Below are 18,634 nucleotides of genomic sequence, written 5' to 3' on the forward strand. Positions count from 1 at the left end.
CTTGCATGTATTAGGCACGCCGCCAGCGTTCGTCCTGAGCCAGGATCAAACTCTCCAATAAAGGTAAAAAGTTTGGCTTGCTCATTTTGTTGCTGGTTGGAATTTTCATTCCGGGGGTTCCCGTCCAATCCATCATGGAAAGGACAATGAAACCTTATTTTGAAATTTGGACAATTTCGCTCGCTGTTCAGTTTTCAAAGGACAATGTGTTTCGTCTGTGTGATGCGTTTCTCAGTAGCTGCGTGGTTAGCAGCGAGAAGTATCATAACACATCCGTTTTTGTTTGGCAAGTCTTTTTTCACTCGGTGATGACTCTGTATGGAGTGAAGAAGAACTCATCCATGTCGCTGTCGTTTTCAGCGACGCTTTTTAATATATCACAATCGCTTGCGCTTTTGCAAGTGCTTTTTTCATCCGGTCTCTCGCACATGGCGCTGAGTCCAGAAGGTTTATGACGCTTGCTGAAGTCATGAAGCAACCGGATCATATCAGACCGCATATTCCCTATCTGACGATAAGGTTAGCTTGCAACAACTCCCCTCTCCAATTCACTCTATACGGAGATGAACTCGATTGCGGGATGTTCGATAGACAAGCCGTTTGAAGCGGCGAGTAATAATGTATCAAGAATCGCTTTTGTTGTCAATCTCAATTTATCATTTTATTGAAAACGACTGAAATGAAAAGACTCTGGCAGAACCAGAGTCCCTCGCTTATTCAAAATACAGGCGTTATTCACAAGGTCTGTATGTCTGGTTGATGACATACTTGGACAGTTCTTTCGGTGTCGCCAACCTTGCATACATGCGAAAAACCACTTTATATCGCGATGATATGTTGATCTTCATCCCTTTTTCCAATCTGTGATCTCGTAAATCATACAGCATTTCGTCTAATTCCTTACGCAGTAAATAGTTCAATTCCTTGCATTCCTTATCATTAAACAGAATTCCGAGCATGTGTATCATATACCCCCTACAGCAATAATAAACGGCAAAGTGTTCATGCAAGCTACCTCTGCTCATCCATCCATATGGCTCCGTCATCTCCATGCCGGTGAAACCAATTGGCGGGTGTTTTACTGTTATGCTCGTTTTCAGACTGTTTTATGAGCACGAAGTCAAAAAATGCAGGCAGCCTGCTGCCATCACTGAAGGATCAAGGGGGTGAGATAAGCTTCTATCAGGGCGGCAACAAAGAGTGCGCCTGCTATCAGAAGACTTAACGGCAAGGATACCTTGAACATGCCAGAGAGGGTCATTCCTCCGGCCTGTCGGTTCCCGCTTCTTCGGCCCAATGCCTGCAACGCTAACACGCCCATACGCAATCCATAGGACGCGGCCACTATAATGACAGGCAATTCTATGATGCCGTGAGGCAAAATGCCTTTCACAAAAATAAGCAGCGCTGATTCACCTGCCTGTTCCAGACTCATGTAGAGATAACCGAGAATCATGCCGTTCATGACGATGAACAACAAGGGCAGCAAACCGAGCAGCAGTCCGGCAAATATGATCAGTACCCCTTTAATGGCATTGTTTAAAAAAATAAACGCAAAAAACCAATGTTCTTTGTTGTCTTTTTCATTCAAATCTTGCGCCACTTCTCCAATTTGCTGCAGTTGTTCATCCAGCATTTGATGAAACGGCTCATACGAATAGCCCAATACCATAGAGGCGATAAACAACAGAGATCCAAATAAAAAATACCATTTCATCACTTTCAGATCTTCGCGCAATATCATCAGTGCCTGTTTCATTAGCTCACTCCTTCAAAAGACGTGGTCATAACGATGTGTGGTCCAAACATACATTGTACTAAATTCAATTTACTTGTCCTGTCAAAGGATCGCAAGTCAAAGGAGAGGAAGACGGATGAACTTCTTTTTTGTACTGAATGGAAGAAAGCTGAAAAAGGTGATCATTATCTTGGTTGCCGTCATCTTTGCAGCTGGTATTGTATACGTGGAAAGAGGCCATATTTCTGTGTTCTCGGCACAGGAGCCTTCCGCAATTTACAGTGTGGATACGGACAAGAAATGGATTGCGCTGACGTTTGACATCAGTTGGGGAGAAGAAAGGGCAACGCCGATACTGGAGATACTCAAAGAAAAAAATGTGAAGGATGCCACGTTCTTTCTTTCCTCACCCTGGGCGAAGGACCATCCCGATATCGTGAAGAGGATAACGGAAAACGGATTTGAAATTGGATCTCATGGGCACAAACATGTCAACTACAGCAAATTGTCGGATGAGGATATTCGAAAACAAATCACAACCGCCCATCGCATACTGTCCCAAGAAACCGGGCAAGCCCCCCGTCTGATCCGCATGCCCAACGGGGATTTTGACAAAAGAGTGCTGCAAATCGCCAACGAGCTTGATTACACAGTCATTCAATGGAATACCGATTCCCTGGATTGGATGAATAAAGGCGTGGAGCAAATCGTCCAACGTGTAGTAAGTAAGGCACACAAGGGCGACATTGTGCTCATGCATGCCAGTGATTCATCCAGGCAGACTCACTTGGCGTTGCCACACATTATTGACAAGCTCCGCGGACAAGGATATGAATTTGTGACTGTATCCAGGCTGCTGGCACAGTCAAATCTGAAGCATGAAGACGTGAAAGATCCTTCGCCCTAGCAATCCCTATTGGTGTAGATGAGCGATATGGTGAAAAAGGAGCCGCCTCAGCCGAGGTGCGCTCCTTTTATCTGTGCGATATGGATGTAACAATGGTGCAGTGAGCTCCGTAAGCGGATCGCTGCTTTCATCCCGCCCTGCCGTTTATCTGTTTACGTAAATGTTGCGGTTGGACGAGCACGCTCTCCATCCTGTCCAGCCTGTCCAGTCTGACCACTTCCCAGTAGGCGATGCAGAATCAGGATCTGCCAAAGGTTACAAGCCATAAGCGGAATCATCATGTTGATGGTGGAATCCATGTTGTTTTGACGAAGCGCCGGTACGGCTTCTACGATCGTCACCGCAAACAGGAAAAACAGGGTAGGTGTAAAGGCCGATGCGTTTGTCATTTGGCTTTTCCATTTCGCAGCCAGCCAGGAGATGATCCCTAGCACAACAGGCAAGATGGCATAATAGGCCCAGCCCTTGCTATCCTCGAACAGCCAGGCTCTCAATACGATGACATCAACAAAGGTAATGATGATAAGCACCCATTGTATCTGTCGCCAGGTGGCCGGTTTAAACATCCCTCTGGCTATGAAATTCAAGGTCAGATAAGCGAAGAAGCCCATTTGACTGAGTGCACTGTATGTGGCTCCGAATAACAAGCTGAATCCGATAACGGATAGATCATTCCATTTCAAATTCGGATCGGTGATCTGGATGACAAATACGGTCAATACGGAAGCGACCATACCTACAGCCAGGGTCGTCCAAAATAAATAAAACCATTTGCGTATGTTCAATGATTGCGGCCTCCTTGCTCTGCTCCCGCTTCCTTGTTCCCCATTGCTGCAGGACACACGATCCACGGATTTTTCCATCCTATATTGTACCAACGATCTCAAAAAAAAGCGAATGTTCTCCTGTGATATTTCCACCGTCTGATTCAAATACTATGGCTACACCAAACAGGAGAAGCATGAAGGAATACGGAGGATCGCAAGGAGGATCTCGTTATGAAAACAGGAAGGATTCGGACTGGCGTATTGGTCATGATCTTGATGATCCTGGTGTCCGGCTGCGGTTCCGATCAGGGCAGCAGTGGCATGATGAGTTACAAGGAAATGAAATCGATGGTCATTGATATTCTAAAAACCGAAGATGGCCAAAAAGCACTTGAAGAGGTCAGCAAAAAACAAGATGAAGAGAAGATGAAATCAAAAGCTATGCAAATGCTCTCTTCCGGTGAGAGCGAACAAATTCAGCTGGCTGTCAAAAATGTCCTGACTGACCCGGAGTTTCCCAAGACACTGGAAGGCATGATGACCGATCCCAAGTTCGCTGGCGAATTTGCCAAGGCTGTGCAAAAAGAAAACAAGCAGCTTCACAAGGATTTGATGAAAGACCCTGAATATCAGGGACTGCTGTTGCAAATTATGAAAGATCCGGAGTACGAGAAAATGCTGATGGATCTCATGAAAAGCAAGCAATACCGTCAACAGGCTATGACGATTATGCAGGATGCACTGAAAAGTCCTCTGTTTCGCACAGAGCTGATGGAGATGATGAAGACCGTTCTGGAGGAAGAAAGCAAGCCCAAGGATGAAAAGAAAAAAGAAGGACAGGAATCCGAAGGAAGTGAAGGAGGAGAGAAATCCGAATAAGGAAGTAAGGCCCTTACCTGTAGAAGGTATATAACCAAATACGGAACAGATAAAAAAGGCGAAAGAATAAAATGTGAAAGAACAGAATGTGAATGAGATTAGACAGGCCGCTGTTCTAGGTGACAGCGGCCTGTGTTATTTATTAAAAACCTTAATCCACCAAGCTGAATCCAGTCTCTAGCCGGCTATATCGTCTGAAGCACTCGTTGTGCCAGTTCCAGATAAATTTTCCCTGTAGGATCTTGCTCCTTATAAACAGACGGAGCAAAGTCTTTCTCCGTATAATGATTATCCGGTGCTCGCAGTGGAATCTGCGCCAGTAGTTCCGTGGACAGTTCTTCGGCAAGCTTGCCGCCCCCGCCCCGACCAAACACATAGTCTGGTTTGTCGCAATGCGGACACATGTAATAGGCCATGTTCTCCACCACACCCAGAACCTCATGGCTGGTATGTCTGGCCATCGCTCCTGCCCGGGCCGCTACGAATGCTGCAGTTGCATGTGGTGTCGTGACAATGATTTCCTTGCTCTGTGGAATCATCTGGTGTACATCGAGCGCTACATCCCCCGTACCAGGAGGCAGATCAAGCAGCAGGACATCCAGGTCGCCCCACTCGACCTCTGCGAAGAAGTTGCGAAGCATTTTCCCCAGCATTGGCCCTCTCCAAATAACAGGAGAATTGTCCTCGACGAAAAATCCCATCGACATGACCTTTACGCCAAACCGTTCAATCGGGATCACTCGCTCGTTCACCACAAACGGTCTCTCTTCGATACCCAACATATCAGGGATACTGAATCCATAAATGTCGGCATCGATAATGCCCACCTTTTTACCTAGCCTTGCCAGCGCTACCGCCAAATTCACGGTCACGGTTGATTTTCCAACCCCGCCCTTCCCGCTCGCTACGGCAATAAAGGCCGTTTTGGAGTCCGGTCCGAGGATGGGAGACAGTCCCTGTGCCTGACCTGTCCCCGTTGCCGTCTGGGGCTCTTTCGCATCCGATTTCGCATGAGACGACGAGGAAGCTGTCTGCGTGGCTTCACTCAGCAGCGTCCCTTTCTTCTCAAGCTGTTCCATTTCAAATTCATTGCACGCACGAAAACGAATATGTACCTGCACGGCCCCAATATGCTCCACGTAGTTCTGGATTTGCTGTTGAATTGCCTGCTGGGATTCTGGCTCTACCTGAGTCAACAATACGGTTATGGAGAGGCTGTCTTCCTTCACCATCATATCGCGAATCATACCCAGCTCAACCAGACTTTTTTTCAGATATGGCTCCTGAATCGGAGCAAGTGCTTCCAATATATGTGCTCTTGTGAGTTCTCTTGTCATCGTTCCATCCACCTCTTTCACCCACATTATATCACAGCTGTATGACTAGTACGAAGGTGTCGGGATGTCTCCACTTGCATAACGCAATGTACCCTGATAGATCGCAGCGGCAATCCGGTTCTGATACGCTGTTTCACTAAGCCGTCTGGCTTCTTCCGGATTAGACAGAAACCCGGCTTCTACAATGACCCCAGGGATGGGGTGGGAATGAAGGATATATTTGGTATCGGCAGAATGGGCTTCTCTCGTCGTGTTGCTCAACTGATGCTTTAGCTCATCCTGGATCGCAAGCGCCAGTCTTTTTCCTTCACTGTTTTTGGAGGCATAGAAGGTTTGGGCGCCTGACCAGCGTGAAGAGGCGATGCTGTTCAAATGGACGCTAATGAAAAAGTCCGCCTGATGTTTCGTAATGATCTCTACTCTGCGCATCAGGTCTTGACGCTTGCGAGTCCCTGGCGGATTCTCATCTGCCAGATCGGTGTCTGTTTCCCTCGTAAGGATGACAAGGGCACCTGCCTGCTGCAAATAATCACGAAGACGCAGCGAGATTTCCAGGTTCACCTCCGCCTCCTTTACGCCATCCTGACTGGTTGCCCCTCCGTCCGGCCCGCCATGACCGGGATCAATGACGATGACTTTTCCAGAGAGCGGCAAACTCCAATGATTCCAAGTATCCATGGATGGAAACTGGTAGCTCATGATAACGATCAGCAGGGCCAGCATGATGCCCGTCCATAAAACCCGTTTTTTGCTGCGATAGCGAATCCATATGACTCGTTTTTTTCTTCGTCTGAACATACGAACACCCCGTTCCAATAGACTCATTCATCTATATGGGACAGGGTGCTATTTTATGCCGATATGCTGTTATCCGGGATTAGCTTTCACTTGGAACGGTTTCACGCATGCCTTCAATCAAAATGGTAGCAACCTCTGGTCGTGAAAATTCCGGAGGCGGGCAGATGCCATCACGCAACATCGCTCTCACTTTGGTACCTGACAGGTGGAGATGATCTTCTTTGCTGTGCGGACATGTTTTGCTCGAAGCCATATTGCCGCATTTTTTGCAGAAGAAGCTATGTTCGAAAAACAGCGGGGTGATGCCGAGTTCTTCACTTGTAAAGTGTGAGAAAATCTCCTGCGCTTCATAAGTACCATAGTAGTCGCCTACACCCGCGTGGTCACGACCGACGATGAAATGGGTACAGCCGTAATTTTTGCGTACCATGGCATGAAAAATAGCCTCTCTTGGCCCTGCATAACGCATGGCGGCAGGGAACACGCCCAAGAATACGCGATCCTGTGGATAATAGTTGTCCAGTAGTGCCAGATAGCTCTTCATTCTGACATTTGCAGGAACGTCATCGGATTTCGTTTCACCAACAAGGGGATTCAGGAAAAGCGCGTCCACGATTTCCATGGCACTCTTTTGGATATATTCATGTGCCCGATGCACCGGGTTGCGTGTCTGGAAGCCAACGACCGATTTCCAGCCCTTTTCTGCAAACAGGCGTCTGGTTTCGGAAGGATCAAAATAGTACTCCTCAAATCGCTCAGGCTTTGGACGTTCGAGGACGTGGATCGGCCCTCCCACATAAACCGCAGAGTAGCTCATCATTTTGGCAACGCCAGGATGTTCTAAATCCGTCGTTTTGTATACTTGCTGTGCTTCTTTCTCCTGATCCGCTTCAAAGATGCTTTCAACGTCCAGAATACCATACAAGACGCCATCTTCCTTGCCGACCAGTGCAGCAGATTGACCTGTCTTCAGCTCGGCCCGTTTGCTCTCCGTTACAGACAGGGTAATCGGCAAACTCCATACCGTTCCGTCAGCCAAACGCATCTGTTCTACGACGGACACGTAGTCTTGTTCATTCATAAATCCGGTCAATGGTGAAAAGCCGCCGATCGCGATCAGATCGAGATCCGAGATACTGCGCTTGTCGATTTCAATGACAGGCAATGTCTTGGCTTTCTCCTTCAGCACCTGCTGCTGCTCCTCTGCCACTATTCTGTTTACGAGCTTGCCTCCATGAGGCGTAATTTGCGTCATATTACGTTCCACCTCTCCTTATCCATTCCCTATCAGACTGTCTGACTATCTGACTTGTTTATGCTTGTTTAAGCCCTATTATTTGTGCAATCCGCATTCTGTCTTTTCATTGCCCGACCAGCGACCTGCGCGCGGGTCTTCTCCTGGCATGACTTGTCTCGTGCAGTAGGAGCAGCCAATGCTCGGGTAGTTTTGGTCATGCAGCGGGTTATAGATCACATCGTTCTCACGAATATAGTTCCACACATCCTCAGACGTCCAGCTAGCCAACGGATTAAACTTCACGAGTCCAAACTTGGCATCATACTCCACTTTCTTCGAATTTGCTCTCGTTGGGGCCTGATCCCGACGGATACCCGTGATCCAGGCATCATACTGAGACAACGTTTTGATCAGCGGCTGTACCTTTCGAAGGTTACAGCAGGCATTGGCATCCTTCAGCCATAGTTCTTCCCCGTACTGACCAGCCTGCTCCTCCGGTGTAAGCTCAGCTTTCGCTTGAATAAACGTAATGCCATATTTTTCGGCCATCCGATCGCGTGTTTCGTACGTCTCCTGAAAATGAAAATCTGTATCCAAATAGAAGATATCGGTCTTCGGACTCACCTTCTGCAACATATCTACCAGTACAACGTCCTCAGCGCCAAAGCTGCAAGCCAACGTCAGGCTAGGAAAGGTCTCCACAGCCAATTGAATCAGCTCAAGGGGAGATTTGTTTTCATACTGCTCTGCGGATTCTGCGATCCAGCTTTCCTTTTCTAATAAATTCATATTTCCGCCCTCCACTTTAATTCCTACTATTTTCATCAGAATAATTATACTTAAGTACAATTATAGTTTGGTTGAGTAGAATGTCAACCATTATAATCGGTTTTATCAATAATTCTTATAAATAATTGAGGTGAATGGTCTGCTCTATATGTATGCAGGGTGTCGCACCCTTGTGAGGGAGGAAGCCTATCGTGAATTTCTTGTCATGGTGAGACTCTTGTCATTCGGATGGATCGCACAACCATGATACGGAAAAATACATATAAAAAACCCTTTGCACTTGATGCAAAGGGTTTTCGTATGTCTGATTTTGATCTGACAAATTAACGCTTGGAGAACTGAGGAGCACGACGAGCAGCTTTCAAGCCGTACTTCTTACGTTCTTTCATACGAGGGTCACGAGTAAGGAATCCTGCACGCTTCAAAGGAGAGCGAAGCTCTGGATCAGCCTTCAAAAGTGCACGGGAGATTCCATGACGGATTGCCCCTGCTTGACCGGTATAACCGCCGCCATGCGTATTAACGAGAACATCATATTTACCCAATGTTTCCGTTAAATCCAATGGCTGCTTCACGATCAATTTCAATGTTTCTAAACCAAAATATTCATCAATACCACGCTTGTTGATCACAATGCGACCTTCACCAGGTACAAGGCGAACACGAGCGACAGCATGCTTACGACGACCAGTTCCGTAGTATTGTACTTGAGCCACGTGAGTTACCTCCCTTTAAATTAACCGCGCAATTCGTAAACTTGCGGGTTTTGAGCTTGATGTGGATGTTCACTGCCAGCATAAACTTTCAAACGAAGTTTCATTTGGTTGCCAAGGCGAGTTTTTGGAAGCATACCATGAACTGCAAGCTCCATCATTTTCTCTGGTCTTCTTTCGACCATTTGCTTCGCTGTAGCAGATTTCAAACCGCCCGGATGTCCGGAGTGACGGTAGTACATTTTATTATCCATTTTCTTGCCTGTCAGTACAATCTTCTCTGCGTTGATGATGACAACAAAATCTCCAGTGTCTACATGAGGTGTGAATTGTGGCTTGTGCTTGCCTCTGATGAGGGTTGCAACTTCGCTCGCAAGACGACCCAATGTTTTACCTTCCGCATCAACGATGTACCATTTGCGTTCAACTTCTAGTGGCTTCGCCATATATGTGGTACGCATCGAATATCCTCCTCTTCAATACCAAACCAAAATGTGTATGCACATGGTTAGTTGTTCATTTCGTTATTCAAAGGGTATGTCTGTTACATACCGTTAATCATAGATGTCTTACATGCCTTGCGCATGTCTTACATGCCTCGTGCATGTCTGACAAGTTCTGTCGTTTTCATGTTGTGTACGTTCATGTTGTATGGCGAATTCCAGCCCGGGGCCGTGGGATAGCCGGCGAGAAACACCATTGAATATAATACTACATATCTTGCGTATTATCAAGCATAAGTTTTATATGTCAAAGTGCAGCTCGTCATACTGGACTTCCCAAAGAAAAAGACCTTTGGCTGGTGCAGTAGGCCCCGCCAGTGTCCGATCTCGCTGCTGTAAAATAAACAGCAGATCTTCCGGGCTTTTTCGGCCATCCCCCACCTGAATCAGGGTGGACACGATGATCCTGACCATGTTGTACAGAAATCCATTCCCCGTGATAGAGAACTCAATTTGTTCTGATTTGCCGCTCAAGTCAAAAGGACTCGGCTTCCACACACAATCTGCTCGGTAGATGGTCCGAATATGGCTGGCTTTGTCCGATTTTCGCGAGCAGAATGAGGTGAAATCATGTTCTCCTGTAAGGAGCTGCGCAGCCGCATGCATGCGCTCGACGTCAAGCGGTCTGGGATAGTGAAAAACATAGGGCAGAAACACATTGGGGATGCGACCATTTTGGATATAATAGCGATAGGTCTTGCGCCTGGCCTGCTTCCGTGCATGAAAGGCCAGCGGGACCTCCTGAGCTGCCACGATCGAGATATCTGAAGGCAGTTCGGTATTCATCGCAGCAGGCCAACGATCTGTCGGGATGGTGGAACCCGTCTGGAAGCTGATGACTTGCCCCCGTGCATGTACACCGGCATCCGTACGTCCTGAGCCGTGAAGATGCGCTTTCTCGCCTGTCAGCTTGAAAATGGCTTCCACCAATCGCTGCTGCACCGTAACCCTTTCTGGCTGGATCTGAAAGCCATGATAAGCGGTACCCTCATAGCTGACCAGCATCGCGATATTCCGCAATGAATCTGACCTCCCCTCGTATTTCTCCCTATTATCCTCCTATCCCTACCTATCTGTACCTATCCGTACCTGTCTGTACTTCATCCGTACCTACAAATTCCGATACGTATACAGGGTCCCGGCCTTTTCGACTTGGACCGATTCATTCTCATCCGTCCTCATCCGTTTGCATGCGCCCCTGTCAGTGAGGATTTTTCGTGCAGCCATCTCTAACACGACAGGTTCGGGCCCCTATCCCGAACAAGCCTTGCTTAGATCGCGCACACCAGCTTTGTTGTGAACCTTTTTGACGAACAAAAAAAGGGCTTCAGCAGAATCCGAAGATTCTGTCCACCCTTTTTGCATCCGTCTGGAAATTATGCTTGGTCAACCAGTTCCAAGTAGACCATTGGTGCAGCATCTCCGCGACGAGGTCCCAGTTTTAAGATACGCGTATACCCACCTGGACGCTCAGAGTAACGAGTCGCTAGCTCAGAGAACAATTTTTGGATTGCATCCTGCTCTCCATCGATCGTTTCGCGACGAACGAATGCCGCTACTTGACGACGAGCGTGAAGGTCCCCACGCTTTGCAAGCGTGATGAGTTTCTCCGCAATCGAACGAACTTCCTTCGCCTTTGCCTCTGTAGTTTCAATGCGCTCATATAAGAATAAGTCAGTAACTAGATCACGAAATAAAGCTTTACGTGCACTAGAATTACGACCTAGCTTTTGGTAAGCCATGTCTTTCCCCCTCCTTCTCGATCGTAGTTGTCTGAAAATGCGTCATTAGTCTTCTTTGCGAAGACCAAGGCTCAATTCCTCAAGCTTCTCTTGCACTTCCTCAAGGGATTTGCGACCGAGATTACGCACTTTCATCATGTCTTCTTCCGATTTGGTGATCAGTTCCTGTACGGTGTTGATCCCAGCACGCTTTAAACAGTTATAGGAACGAACGGAAAGATCCAGTTCCTCGATGGTCATCTCCAGAACTTTCTCTTTCTTGTCTTCCTCTTTTTCAACCATAATTTCAGCCTCTTGGGCTTCATCCGTCAGACTGACAAACAGCATGAGGTGCTCAGTCATAATCTTCGCACCCAGGCTGACCGCTTCTTCCGGCTTGATGCTTCCATCGGTCCATACTTCGAGGGTCAACTTATCGTAATTGGTAACTTGACCAACGCGGGTATTTTCCACGCTGTAGTTAACGCGGGCAATCGGCGTATAGATCGAGTCAATTGGAATGACCCCGATCGGCTGATCGTCGCGCTTGTTTCGATCTGCCTGTACATATCCACGTCCGCGGTCAGCGGTAATGCGCATATGAAGACGGGAATCGGAAGACAGGGTAGCGATATGCAATTCCGGGTTCAGAATTTCAACATCACTGTCCGCACGAATGTCGCCAGCTTTAATTGCGCCATCTCCCTCAGCGTCAATCTCAAGTACCTTTTCTTCATCGGAATGAATTTTTAGCGACAAGTTTTTGAGATTTAATATGATTTCCGTTACGTCCTCCAGGACGCCCGGAATGGTAGAGAATTCATGGAGCACACCGTCAATCTGTACAGATGTAGCGGCAGCACCAGGAAGAGAAGAAAGCAGAATGCGACGAAGGGAGTTCCCTAGAGTGGTGCCATAGCCACGCTCTAAGGGCTCAATCACAAACTTTCCGTACGTGCCTTCTTCATTGGTCTCCACGGTTTCAATCTTTGGCTTTTCGATTTCTATCATAAATTTGAACCCTCCTTACAAAACGTCGTTCCTCTGGATCATTCAAAATTTGCCCAAATGATGTAGTATACCTATCCTTGACATCCATTATGCACATGTCCTAGATAATTATACTACACTGCCCATGATGAATTAAACACGACGACGTTTTGGTGGGCGACATCCGTTGTGCGGAATTGGAGTTACGTCTTTAATCAGGTTAACTTCAAGACCTGTCGCTTGCAAGGAACGAATGGCAGCCTCACGGCCAGCTCCAGGACCTTTAACCATTACCTCAACAGTCTTCAGTCCGTGCTCCATTGCGGTTTTCGCAGCCGATTCAGCAGCCATTTGCGCTGCGAAAGGAGTGCTCTTTTTGGAGCCTTTGAATCCGAGACCACCTGAGCTAGCCCAAGATAGTGCATTACCGTGCGTGTCAGTAATCGTTACGATGGTGTTGTTAAACGTGGAACGAATATGAGCAACACCCGTTTCAACATTCTTACGGTCACGACGTTTTGTACGAGTTGCTTTAGTTTTAGGTTTCGCCATGGAAGTTCATCCTCCTTTCTTATTTCTTTTTGTTTGCTACCGTACGACGAGGACCTTTACGAGTACGCGCGTTCGTTTTGGAACGTTGTCCGCGCACTGGAAGTCCACGACGGTGACGAAGTCCACGGTAAGAACCGATTTCAACCAAACGTTTGATATTCAGTGAGATCTCACGACGAAGGTCACCTTCAACCTTAACGTTTTTGTCGATTGCTTCACGCAGTTTGCTTACTTCATCTTCAGTCAAATCGCGAACGCGAGTGCTTGCATCAATTCCGGTACTCTCGACGATTTTCTGGGAAGTGGAAAGACCAATTCCAAAAATGTAGGTCAATGCAATTCCCACTCGCTTATCACGAGGTAAGTCTACACCAGCTATACGAGCCATGCGATGGGCACCTCCTTATCCTTGTTTTTGCTTATGCTTCGGATTTTCACAAATTACCATTACGTTGCCTTTACGGCGAATAACTTTGCATTTTTCGCAGATCGGTTTGACGGATGGTCTCACCTTCATGTCTACTACCTCCTAAACATGTTGCGAAGCTTACGCTCGCCTGAATTCTCTATTCCTGCATGTATTTATCATCAGCCTATCCTTATTTACGATAAGTGATGCGTCCTCTCGTCAAATCATAAGGAGATAATTGAATAACCACTTTATCTCCTGTCAGAATGCGAATAAAGTGCATTCTCAATTTTCCGGATACATGAGCCAAAATTTGATGGCCGTTCTCCAATTCGACTTTAAACATTGCATTCGGAAGCGGTTCGATGACCGTTCCCTCAACTTCAATCACATCTTCCTTGGACACAGTCATTCTCCTTTCTGTGCATCGATTTGCTCATTGACATAGCGACTGATGACAAAACGAAGTTTCCCATTTGTAACCCTACCGGTTTCCTGGATGCTGTCTACCACCTCTGGGCAGATCTCATCGTGAAACTCAAGATGAAGCAAGTTCTTCTTCTTCGGCTGGTCAAACTTGCGTTTATCTCCGTCAGCAATTAGTGCAAATCGTTCATCAGCAAATCCGATAATCACAGCGAATTTGCCCTGATCCCTGCCACGCAGTACTTTTACGATTTGCCCAACGATCGGGAACCTGCTTGTGTCGTCCACGAAAAACCACCTAAACCTTAAATTTTGGTTAATATTTCATATCCATCTTTCGTAATGGCGATCGTATGCTCATAATGTGCACACAGCGAGCGATCTACCGTAACAACCGTCCATTTATCGCTTAGCGTCTTCACATGACGCCCGCCAAAGTTCACCATCGGTTCGATGGCCAGCACCATGCCAGGCTTCAGTCTCGGACCGCGATCTGGAATACCGTAGTTCGGTATTTGCGGTTCTTCGTGCAGCTTCGCTCCGATTCCATGACCGACATATTCCCGAACGACGGACATGCCCGCCTCCTCGATGACGTTCTGAATCGCATGAGAGATGGTATATAGCCGGACATCCGGCTTTGCTTGTTCCAGTCCGGCGTACAGGGATTGCTCCGTTACTTCCATCAATCTGGCCGCATCGGACGAAATCTCTCCCACACCGTAGGTCCAAGCCGAATCTCCATGATAACCTTTAAAGTTCGCACCAATATCGATGCTGATGATGTCGCCTTCAACCAAAACCCGGTCGCCCGGTATGCCATGAACAAGTTCTTCGTTCACCGATGCACAGATACTGCCGGGAAAGCCACCATATCCTTTGAATGAAGGTGTGGCATTCTGACTGCGAATGTACTCTTCCGCGATTTGATCGAGTTCCCTGGTTGTAACCCCTGGCTTCACCGCCTGATTCATCAGACGATGGGTTTCGGCAACAATTCGGCCTGCTTCACGCATCAGGTCAAGTTCAACCTCGGACTTGCAGATGATCATTCAGCCTGCCCCCGCAGTAATGAGGAGATGTCTCGGGTCACATCTTGGATGTCTTGTTCCCCGTTTACTTCACGAAGTAACGATTTAGCTGCATAGTAATCGAGCAGTGGAGCCGTTTTGTTCATGTATTCATCCAAACGGGTTCCGACTTTTTCCTCTGTATCATCCGAACGCTGGTATAACGCTCCTGCACATTTATCGCACACGCCTTCTTGCTTGGGCGGGTTAAACAGAACATGATAGGTGGCGCCGCATTCTTTACAGATACGACGTCCAGTCAGTCTGGCCAAGAGCAATCCGCGATCCACCTTGAGGTTAATCACATGATCAAGCTTGCGTCCCATTTCCGTAAGCATCTGGTCCAATGCATCTGCTTGAGCGACCGTTCTTGGAAAGCCATCCAGTAAAAATCCCTTCTCACAGTCCGGCTGTTCCAATCTTTCCTTCACAATGCCGTTTGTGATTTCATCCGGCACAAGAAGCCCCTGATCTACATACTCTTTCGCTTTTTTCCCCATTTCCGTACCTTGCTTCATGGCCAAGCGAAAAGCGTCTCCTGTAGATATGTGAGGAATTTGAAATTCGTTGACGATAGATTCTGCCTGAGTCCCTTTCCCTGCACCGGGAGGACCCATAAACAAGATATTCAAGATCTAACCTCCCAGATCGTTCTCCGATCTCCCATTGAGGAACATCATTCAACCGATGTCATGCTCATCACAGGCTTGCGATCAGAATGGATGAAAAGGCCCATCCTAATTGGGGCCCTATCCATCTCGTTCATCCCAACTCACTTACTTGTTAATGAAGCCTTTGTAATGACGCTTGATCAACTGGCTTTCTACCTGTTTCATCGTTTCAAGAGCAACCCCGACCACAATGAGCAGTGAAGTCCCGCCGATGGTAACAGATTGCGGCAAATCAGCAATGTTGCTGAAGAAGACCGGAATAATGGAGATCAAGGCCAGGAAGAGGGCACCAGACAAGGTAATGCGGTTCAGCACACGAGTTAGATATGTGCTTGTCGCTTTGCCCGGGCGAATTCCAGGAATGTATCCACCATTCTTCTTCATCTGATCCGCCATTTGAATCGGATTGATTTGTACAAACGTGTAGAAATACGTAAATCCAATGATCAACATTACATAGAGCACCATGCCTAGCGGCTCTGTGTAAAGAAGGTTGTTGGAGATCCACTGTGCCCAGGACTGATCCTGCCAGAAGGAAGCGATCGTGACCGGGAAGTAAAGCAGGGAGATCGCGAAGATCACGGGGATAACCCCAGCTGCATTTACTTTCAGTGGAATGTGGGTGGACTGGCCGCCGTACATCTTGCGTCCGACAACACGCTTCGTATATTGTACCGGAATTTTACGTACCCCTTGCTGCACATAGATAACGCCGACGATGATAACGATAACCGCGACGACAATGAGCACCACTTTGATAATATTGAAGAACAATGCATCGTTGGCATCACCCGTGAACAATGTTGTGTACAACTGGTTGATGGCATTTGGAAAAGCTGCAACGATACCTGCGAAGATCAGGATGGAGATCCCGTTTCCGATACCTTTTTCCGTGATTTGCTCACCCAGCCACATCAGGAACGCGGTTCCTGCTGTGAGGATAATAGCAATCAACGTGTAGGTTGTGAATCCAGCATTGTTCACCATTTCAAATCCATACAGTCGATTAAATCCAATCGCAAGTCCGTACGCTTGAATGAAACCAAGCAAGATGGTTCCGTAACGTGTAAACTGCGTCAGTTTCTTTCTGCCGTTTTCTCCTTCTTTTGCCCATTCAGCAAATTTCGGGATCACATCCATAGAAAGAAGCTGGACTATGATTGACGCGGTGATATAAGGGAAGATCCCCATCGCGAAGATGGAGAAGTTATTGAGCGCTCCACCTGAGAAGGTATTGAGCAGCCCAAAAATATCATCGTTTTGTGAGCGATCCACATTACGCAAAAAATCAATATCGATATTCGGTACCGGAATGAAGGAACCGATCCGATAGATCAGCAAAGCAAATAATGTGAACAGTATTTTGTTTCTCAAGTCCGCAACTTTCATGATGTTCGAAATGGTCTTAAACATTAGATCACCTCGGTTTTACCGCCGGCAGCTTCAATCTTCTCAACCGCAGATTGAGAGAACTTATTCGCCTTCACGGTTAGTTTTACGGTTACTTCACCGTTGCCCAGAATCTTGATGCCGTCTTTTGCATTCTTTACAACACCGGATTCAAGAAGGGTCTCAGGTGTCACTTCCGTTCCTGCCGCGAATCGATTTAGTTCATTCAAATTCACGATCGCATATTCTGTCCGATGGATGTTCGTGAATCCACGCTTTGGTAGACGACGGTAAATCGGGTTTTGTCCCCCCTCAAAACCAGGGCGAACACCTCCGCCGGAACGAGCATTTTGACCTTTATGACCTTTACCTGCTGTTTTTCCGTTTCCGGAACCGATTCCGCGCCCTTTGCGCTTGCGCTCTTTGCGGGAACCTGGAGCTGGAGTTAACTCATGGAGTTTCATCGTTGCACCTCCTTCAAGATTCAACATGTAATTCGCTAAAGCAGTGCCAATTCCTGCCTGTCGCTTCCATCTATTTTGTTAAGATGATGTTTCATCTTCATTTCAATGGAAAAATCCGCTCACGGGAGAGTCGATTATGCCTCAACCCGCATATTTGGCCAGATTACGCTTCTTTTACTTCAACCAGATGGCTCACTTTATTGATCATACCGCGAATCGCAGCATTGTCTTCTTGCTCAACTGTTTGGTTCAGCTTTTTCAGACCCAGTGTTTTCACGGTTACTTTTTGGTCTTCCGGACGTCCAATTACGCTCCGTTTGAGGGTGATTTGGATTTTAGCCATTATATTCCCCTCCTAACCTAAGATTTCTTCCACAGTTTTACCGCGAAGTTTTGCAACCTCTTCAACGGTTTTCAAACGGCTCAGTCCTTCGAGTGTTGCATTCACCATGTTCATGGAGTTTGAAGAACCCAAGGATTTTGTCAGAATGTCACCTACACCAGCGAGTTCAAGTACTGCACGTACAGGACCGCCAGCGATAACTCCGGTACCTTCGGAAGCCGGCTTCAGCAATACGCGGCCAGCGCCAAAGTGACCAAGCACCTGGTGAGGAATGGTGGTTCCAACGAAAGGAACTTTGATGAGGTTCTTTTTCGCATCATCAATGCCCTTGCGGATCGCATCCGGTACTTCAGATGCTTTACCAATCCCTGCGCCCACATATCCGTTACCGTCTCCGACTACGACCAACGCGCTAAAGCTGAAACGGCGTCCGCCTTTTACAACTTTTGCAACGCGGTTAATATGAACTACTTTTTCAGTTAGTTCCAATGTATTTGGATCGATGCGCAACTTGTTTACCTCCTTATAAGCATTTTTTAGAATTCAAGACCTGCTTCACGAGCTGCATCAGCCAAAGCCTGAACTCTTCCATGATAAATGTATCCGCTGCGGTCAAAAACCACTACTTTAACACCTTTTTCAATCGCTCTTTTAGCGATCAATTCGCCCACTTTACGTGCGGACTCGACGTTGCCGCCATTTTCAATATCACCGTTCAGCCCTTTATCCACAGTAGAGGCAGATGCAATGGTCACGCCATTTGTATCGTCAATAATCTGTGCATACATGTGCTTCGCAGAACGGAATACGTTCAAACGAGGACGAGCTGTTGTACCAGTGATTTTCTTGCGGACGCGAAGATGTCTTTTCAAACGCGCTTTATTTTTATCGGGTTTGCTAATCACGAGGAAGTCACTCCCTTCTCATGCAT

The 18,634-nt window shown here is 47.2% G+C and carries 26 protein-coding genes and 1 rRNA gene; 2 read left to right on the plus strand and 25 right to left on the minus strand.

The genetic code is table 11. From position 1 onward, the window contains the following. The 3 genes from ACFSUC_RS12725 to ACFSUC_RS12735 all read right to left on the minus strand — a co-directional run. Nucleotides 1-61 (minus strand): 16S ribosomal RNA (locus ACFSUC_RS12725); the annotation flags it as partial. A gap of 670 nt (nt 62-731) precedes the next feature. Further along, the gene (locus tag ACFSUC_RS12730; RefSeq protein ID WP_379929998.1) at nt 732-959 is read right to left on the minus strand and encodes a hypothetical protein; all 228 of its coding nucleotides are present in this window, start codon (nt 957-959) and stop codon (nt 732-734) included. Between the two features lie 188 nt (nt 960-1,147). Further along, on the minus strand, nt 1,148-1,759 hold the full coding sequence (locus tag ACFSUC_RS12735) for a stage II sporulation protein M (RefSeq protein WP_379929999.1): 612 nt from the start codon (nt 1,757-1,759) through the stop codon (nt 1,148-1,150). Between the two features lie 115 nt (nt 1,760-1,874). Here ACFSUC_RS12735 and pdaB point away from each other — a divergent pair, with 115 nt between their 5' ends. Next, a complete protein-coding gene (gene pdaB / locus ACFSUC_RS12740; protein WP_379930000.1) occupies nt 1,875-2,645 on the plus strand; it encodes a polysaccharide deacetylase family sporulation protein PdaB in 771 nt (256 codons plus the stop codon). 152 nt (nt 2,646-2,797) lie between these two features. On the opposite strand, the gene ACFSUC_RS12745 is transcribed toward pdaB, so the two are convergent. Next, the gene (locus ACFSUC_RS12745) at nt 2,798-3,430 is read right to left on the minus strand and encodes a KinB-signaling pathway activation protein (RefSeq protein ID WP_379930001.1); all 633 of its coding nucleotides are present in this window, start codon (nt 3,428-3,430) and stop codon (nt 2,798-2,800) included. Nucleotides 3,431-3,643: 213 nt separating this feature from the next. Here ACFSUC_RS12745 and gerD point away from each other — a divergent pair, with 213 nt between their 5' ends. Continuing rightward, nucleotides 3,644-4,291: a spore germination lipoprotein GerD gene (gerD, locus tag ACFSUC_RS12750; protein WP_379930002.1), complete on the plus strand. Its 648-nt coding sequence runs from the start codon at nt 3,644-3,646 to the stop codon at nt 4,289-4,291. A 185-nt stretch (nt 4,292-4,476) separates the two neighbouring features. On the opposite strand, the gene ACFSUC_RS12755 is transcribed toward gerD, so the two are convergent. From ACFSUC_RS12755 to rplR, 21 genes are all read right to left on the minus strand, one after another. Beyond that, nucleotides 4,477-5,628, minus strand: coding sequence for an Mrp/NBP35 family ATP-binding protein (locus tag ACFSUC_RS12755; protein WP_379930003.1), 1,152 nt, complete (start codon nt 5,626-5,628; stop codon nt 4,477-4,479). A 45-nt stretch (nt 5,629-5,673) separates the two neighbouring features. After that, nucleotides 5,674-6,426: an N-acetylmuramoyl-L-alanine amidase CwlD gene (cwlD, locus tag ACFSUC_RS12760; protein WP_379930004.1), complete on the minus strand. Its 753-nt coding sequence runs from the start codon at nt 6,424-6,426 to the stop codon at nt 5,674-5,676. 79 nt (nt 6,427-6,505) lie between these two features. Continuing rightward, nucleotides 6,506-7,681 carry a sulfate adenylyltransferase gene (gene sat, locus ACFSUC_RS12765; protein ID WP_379930005.1) on the minus strand — a complete coding sequence of 392 codons (1,176 nt, stop codon included), beginning with the start codon at nt 7,679-7,681 and terminating at the stop codon, nt 6,506-6,508. Between the two features lie 78 nt (nt 7,682-7,759). Further along, nucleotides 7,760-8,452, minus strand: a complete 693-nt coding sequence (locus tag ACFSUC_RS12770) for a phosphoadenylyl-sulfate reductase (RefSeq protein ID WP_379930006.1) — start codon at nt 8,450-8,452, stop codon at nt 7,760-7,762. Nucleotides 8,453-8,775: 323 nt separating this feature from the next. Continuing rightward, nucleotides 8,776-9,168, minus strand: a complete 393-nt coding sequence (gene rpsI, locus ACFSUC_RS12775; RefSeq protein WP_379930007.1) for a 30S ribosomal protein S9 — start codon at nt 9,166-9,168, stop codon at nt 8,776-8,778. Nucleotides 9,169-9,188: 20 nt separating this feature from the next. Then, complete coding sequence (gene rplM / locus ACFSUC_RS12780) at nt 9,189-9,626, minus strand: 50S ribosomal protein L13 (protein WP_379930008.1); 438 nt, start codon at nt 9,624-9,626, stop codon at nt 9,189-9,191. A gap of 282 nt (nt 9,627-9,908) precedes the next feature. After that, the gene (truA, locus tag ACFSUC_RS12785; protein WP_379930009.1) at nt 9,909-10,688 is read right to left on the minus strand and encodes a tRNA pseudouridine(38-40) synthase TruA; all 780 of its coding nucleotides are present in this window, start codon (nt 10,686-10,688) and stop codon (nt 9,909-9,911) included. A gap of 356 nt (nt 10,689-11,044) precedes the next feature. After that, nucleotides 11,045-11,410 carry a 50S ribosomal protein L17 gene (gene rplQ, locus ACFSUC_RS12790; protein WP_379930010.1) on the minus strand — a complete coding sequence of 122 codons (366 nt, stop codon included), beginning with the start codon at nt 11,408-11,410 and terminating at the stop codon, nt 11,045-11,047. Nucleotides 11,411-11,455: 45 nt separating this feature from the next. Beyond that, complete coding sequence (locus ACFSUC_RS12795; RefSeq protein ID WP_379930011.1) at nt 11,456-12,400, minus strand: DNA-directed RNA polymerase subunit alpha; 945 nt, start codon at nt 12,398-12,400, stop codon at nt 11,456-11,458. A 132-nt stretch (nt 12,401-12,532) separates the two neighbouring features. Beyond that, nucleotides 12,533-12,931 (minus strand): 30S ribosomal protein S11, encoded by a 399-nt coding sequence (rpsK, locus tag ACFSUC_RS12800; protein WP_379930012.1) that lies wholly within the window; start codon nt 12,929-12,931, stop codon nt 12,533-12,535. A gap of 19 nt (nt 12,932-12,950) precedes the next feature. Continuing rightward, nucleotides 12,951-13,319, minus strand: a complete 369-nt coding sequence (gene rpsM, locus ACFSUC_RS12805) for a 30S ribosomal protein S13 (protein WP_379930013.1) — start codon at nt 13,317-13,319, stop codon at nt 12,951-12,953. A gap of 15 nt (nt 13,320-13,334) precedes the next feature. Continuing rightward, a complete protein-coding gene (rpmJ, locus tag ACFSUC_RS12810; protein ID WP_003333770.1) occupies nt 13,335-13,448 on the minus strand; it encodes a 50S ribosomal protein L36 in 114 nt (37 codons plus the stop codon). 82 nt (nt 13,449-13,530) lie between these two features. Beyond that, nucleotides 13,531-13,746: a translation initiation factor IF-1 gene (infA, locus tag ACFSUC_RS12815; RefSeq protein WP_379895380.1), complete on the minus strand. Its 216-nt coding sequence runs from the start codon at nt 13,744-13,746 to the stop codon at nt 13,531-13,533. 2 nt (nt 13,747-13,748) lie between these two features. After that, nucleotides 13,749-14,054, minus strand: coding sequence for an RNA-binding protein (locus ACFSUC_RS12820; protein ID WP_379930014.1), 306 nt, complete (start codon nt 14,052-14,054; stop codon nt 13,749-13,751). A 17-nt stretch (nt 14,055-14,071) separates the two neighbouring features. Next, nucleotides 14,072-14,818, minus strand: coding sequence for a type I methionyl aminopeptidase (map, locus tag ACFSUC_RS12825; protein WP_379930015.1), 747 nt, complete (start codon nt 14,816-14,818; stop codon nt 14,072-14,074). Then, the gene (locus ACFSUC_RS12830; RefSeq protein ID WP_379930016.1) at nt 14,815-15,468 is read right to left on the minus strand and encodes an adenylate kinase; all 654 of its coding nucleotides are present in this window, start codon (nt 15,466-15,468) and stop codon (nt 14,815-14,817) included. Before ACFSUC_RS12830 ends, map begins: the two co-directional genes overlap by 4 nt. A 144-nt stretch (nt 15,469-15,612) precedes the next feature. After that, nucleotides 15,613-16,920 carry a preprotein translocase subunit SecY gene (secY, locus tag ACFSUC_RS12835; RefSeq protein WP_379930017.1) on the minus strand — a complete coding sequence of 436 codons (1,308 nt, stop codon included), beginning with the start codon at nt 16,918-16,920 and terminating at the stop codon, nt 15,613-15,615. Next, on the minus strand, nt 16,920-17,360 hold the full coding sequence (gene rplO, locus ACFSUC_RS12840) for a 50S ribosomal protein L15 (RefSeq protein ID WP_379930018.1): 441 nt from the start codon (nt 17,358-17,360) through the stop codon (nt 16,920-16,922). Before rplO ends, secY begins: the two co-directional genes overlap by 1 nt. A gap of 163 nt (nt 17,361-17,523) precedes the next feature. Continuing rightward, on the minus strand, nt 17,524-17,703 hold the full coding sequence (rpmD, locus tag ACFSUC_RS12845) for a 50S ribosomal protein L30 (RefSeq protein ID WP_379930019.1): 180 nt from the start codon (nt 17,701-17,703) through the stop codon (nt 17,524-17,526). A gap of 12 nt (nt 17,704-17,715) precedes the next feature. Beyond that, nucleotides 17,716-18,213 (minus strand): 30S ribosomal protein S5, encoded by a 498-nt coding sequence (gene rpsE, locus ACFSUC_RS12850; RefSeq protein ID WP_379930020.1) that lies wholly within the window; start codon nt 18,211-18,213, stop codon nt 17,716-17,718. Between the two features lie 26 nt (nt 18,214-18,239). Next, nucleotides 18,240-18,608 (minus strand): 50S ribosomal protein L18, encoded by a 369-nt coding sequence (gene rplR, locus ACFSUC_RS12855; RefSeq protein ID WP_379930021.1) that lies wholly within the window; start codon nt 18,606-18,608, stop codon nt 18,240-18,242. Between the last annotated feature and the right edge of the window lie 26 nt (nt 18,609-18,634).

The sequence above is a fragment of the Marinicrinis sediminis genome (assembly GCF_042685085.1).
Lineage (GTDB): Bacteria > Bacillota > Bacilli > Paenibacillales > KCTC-33676 > Marinicrinis > Marinicrinis sediminis.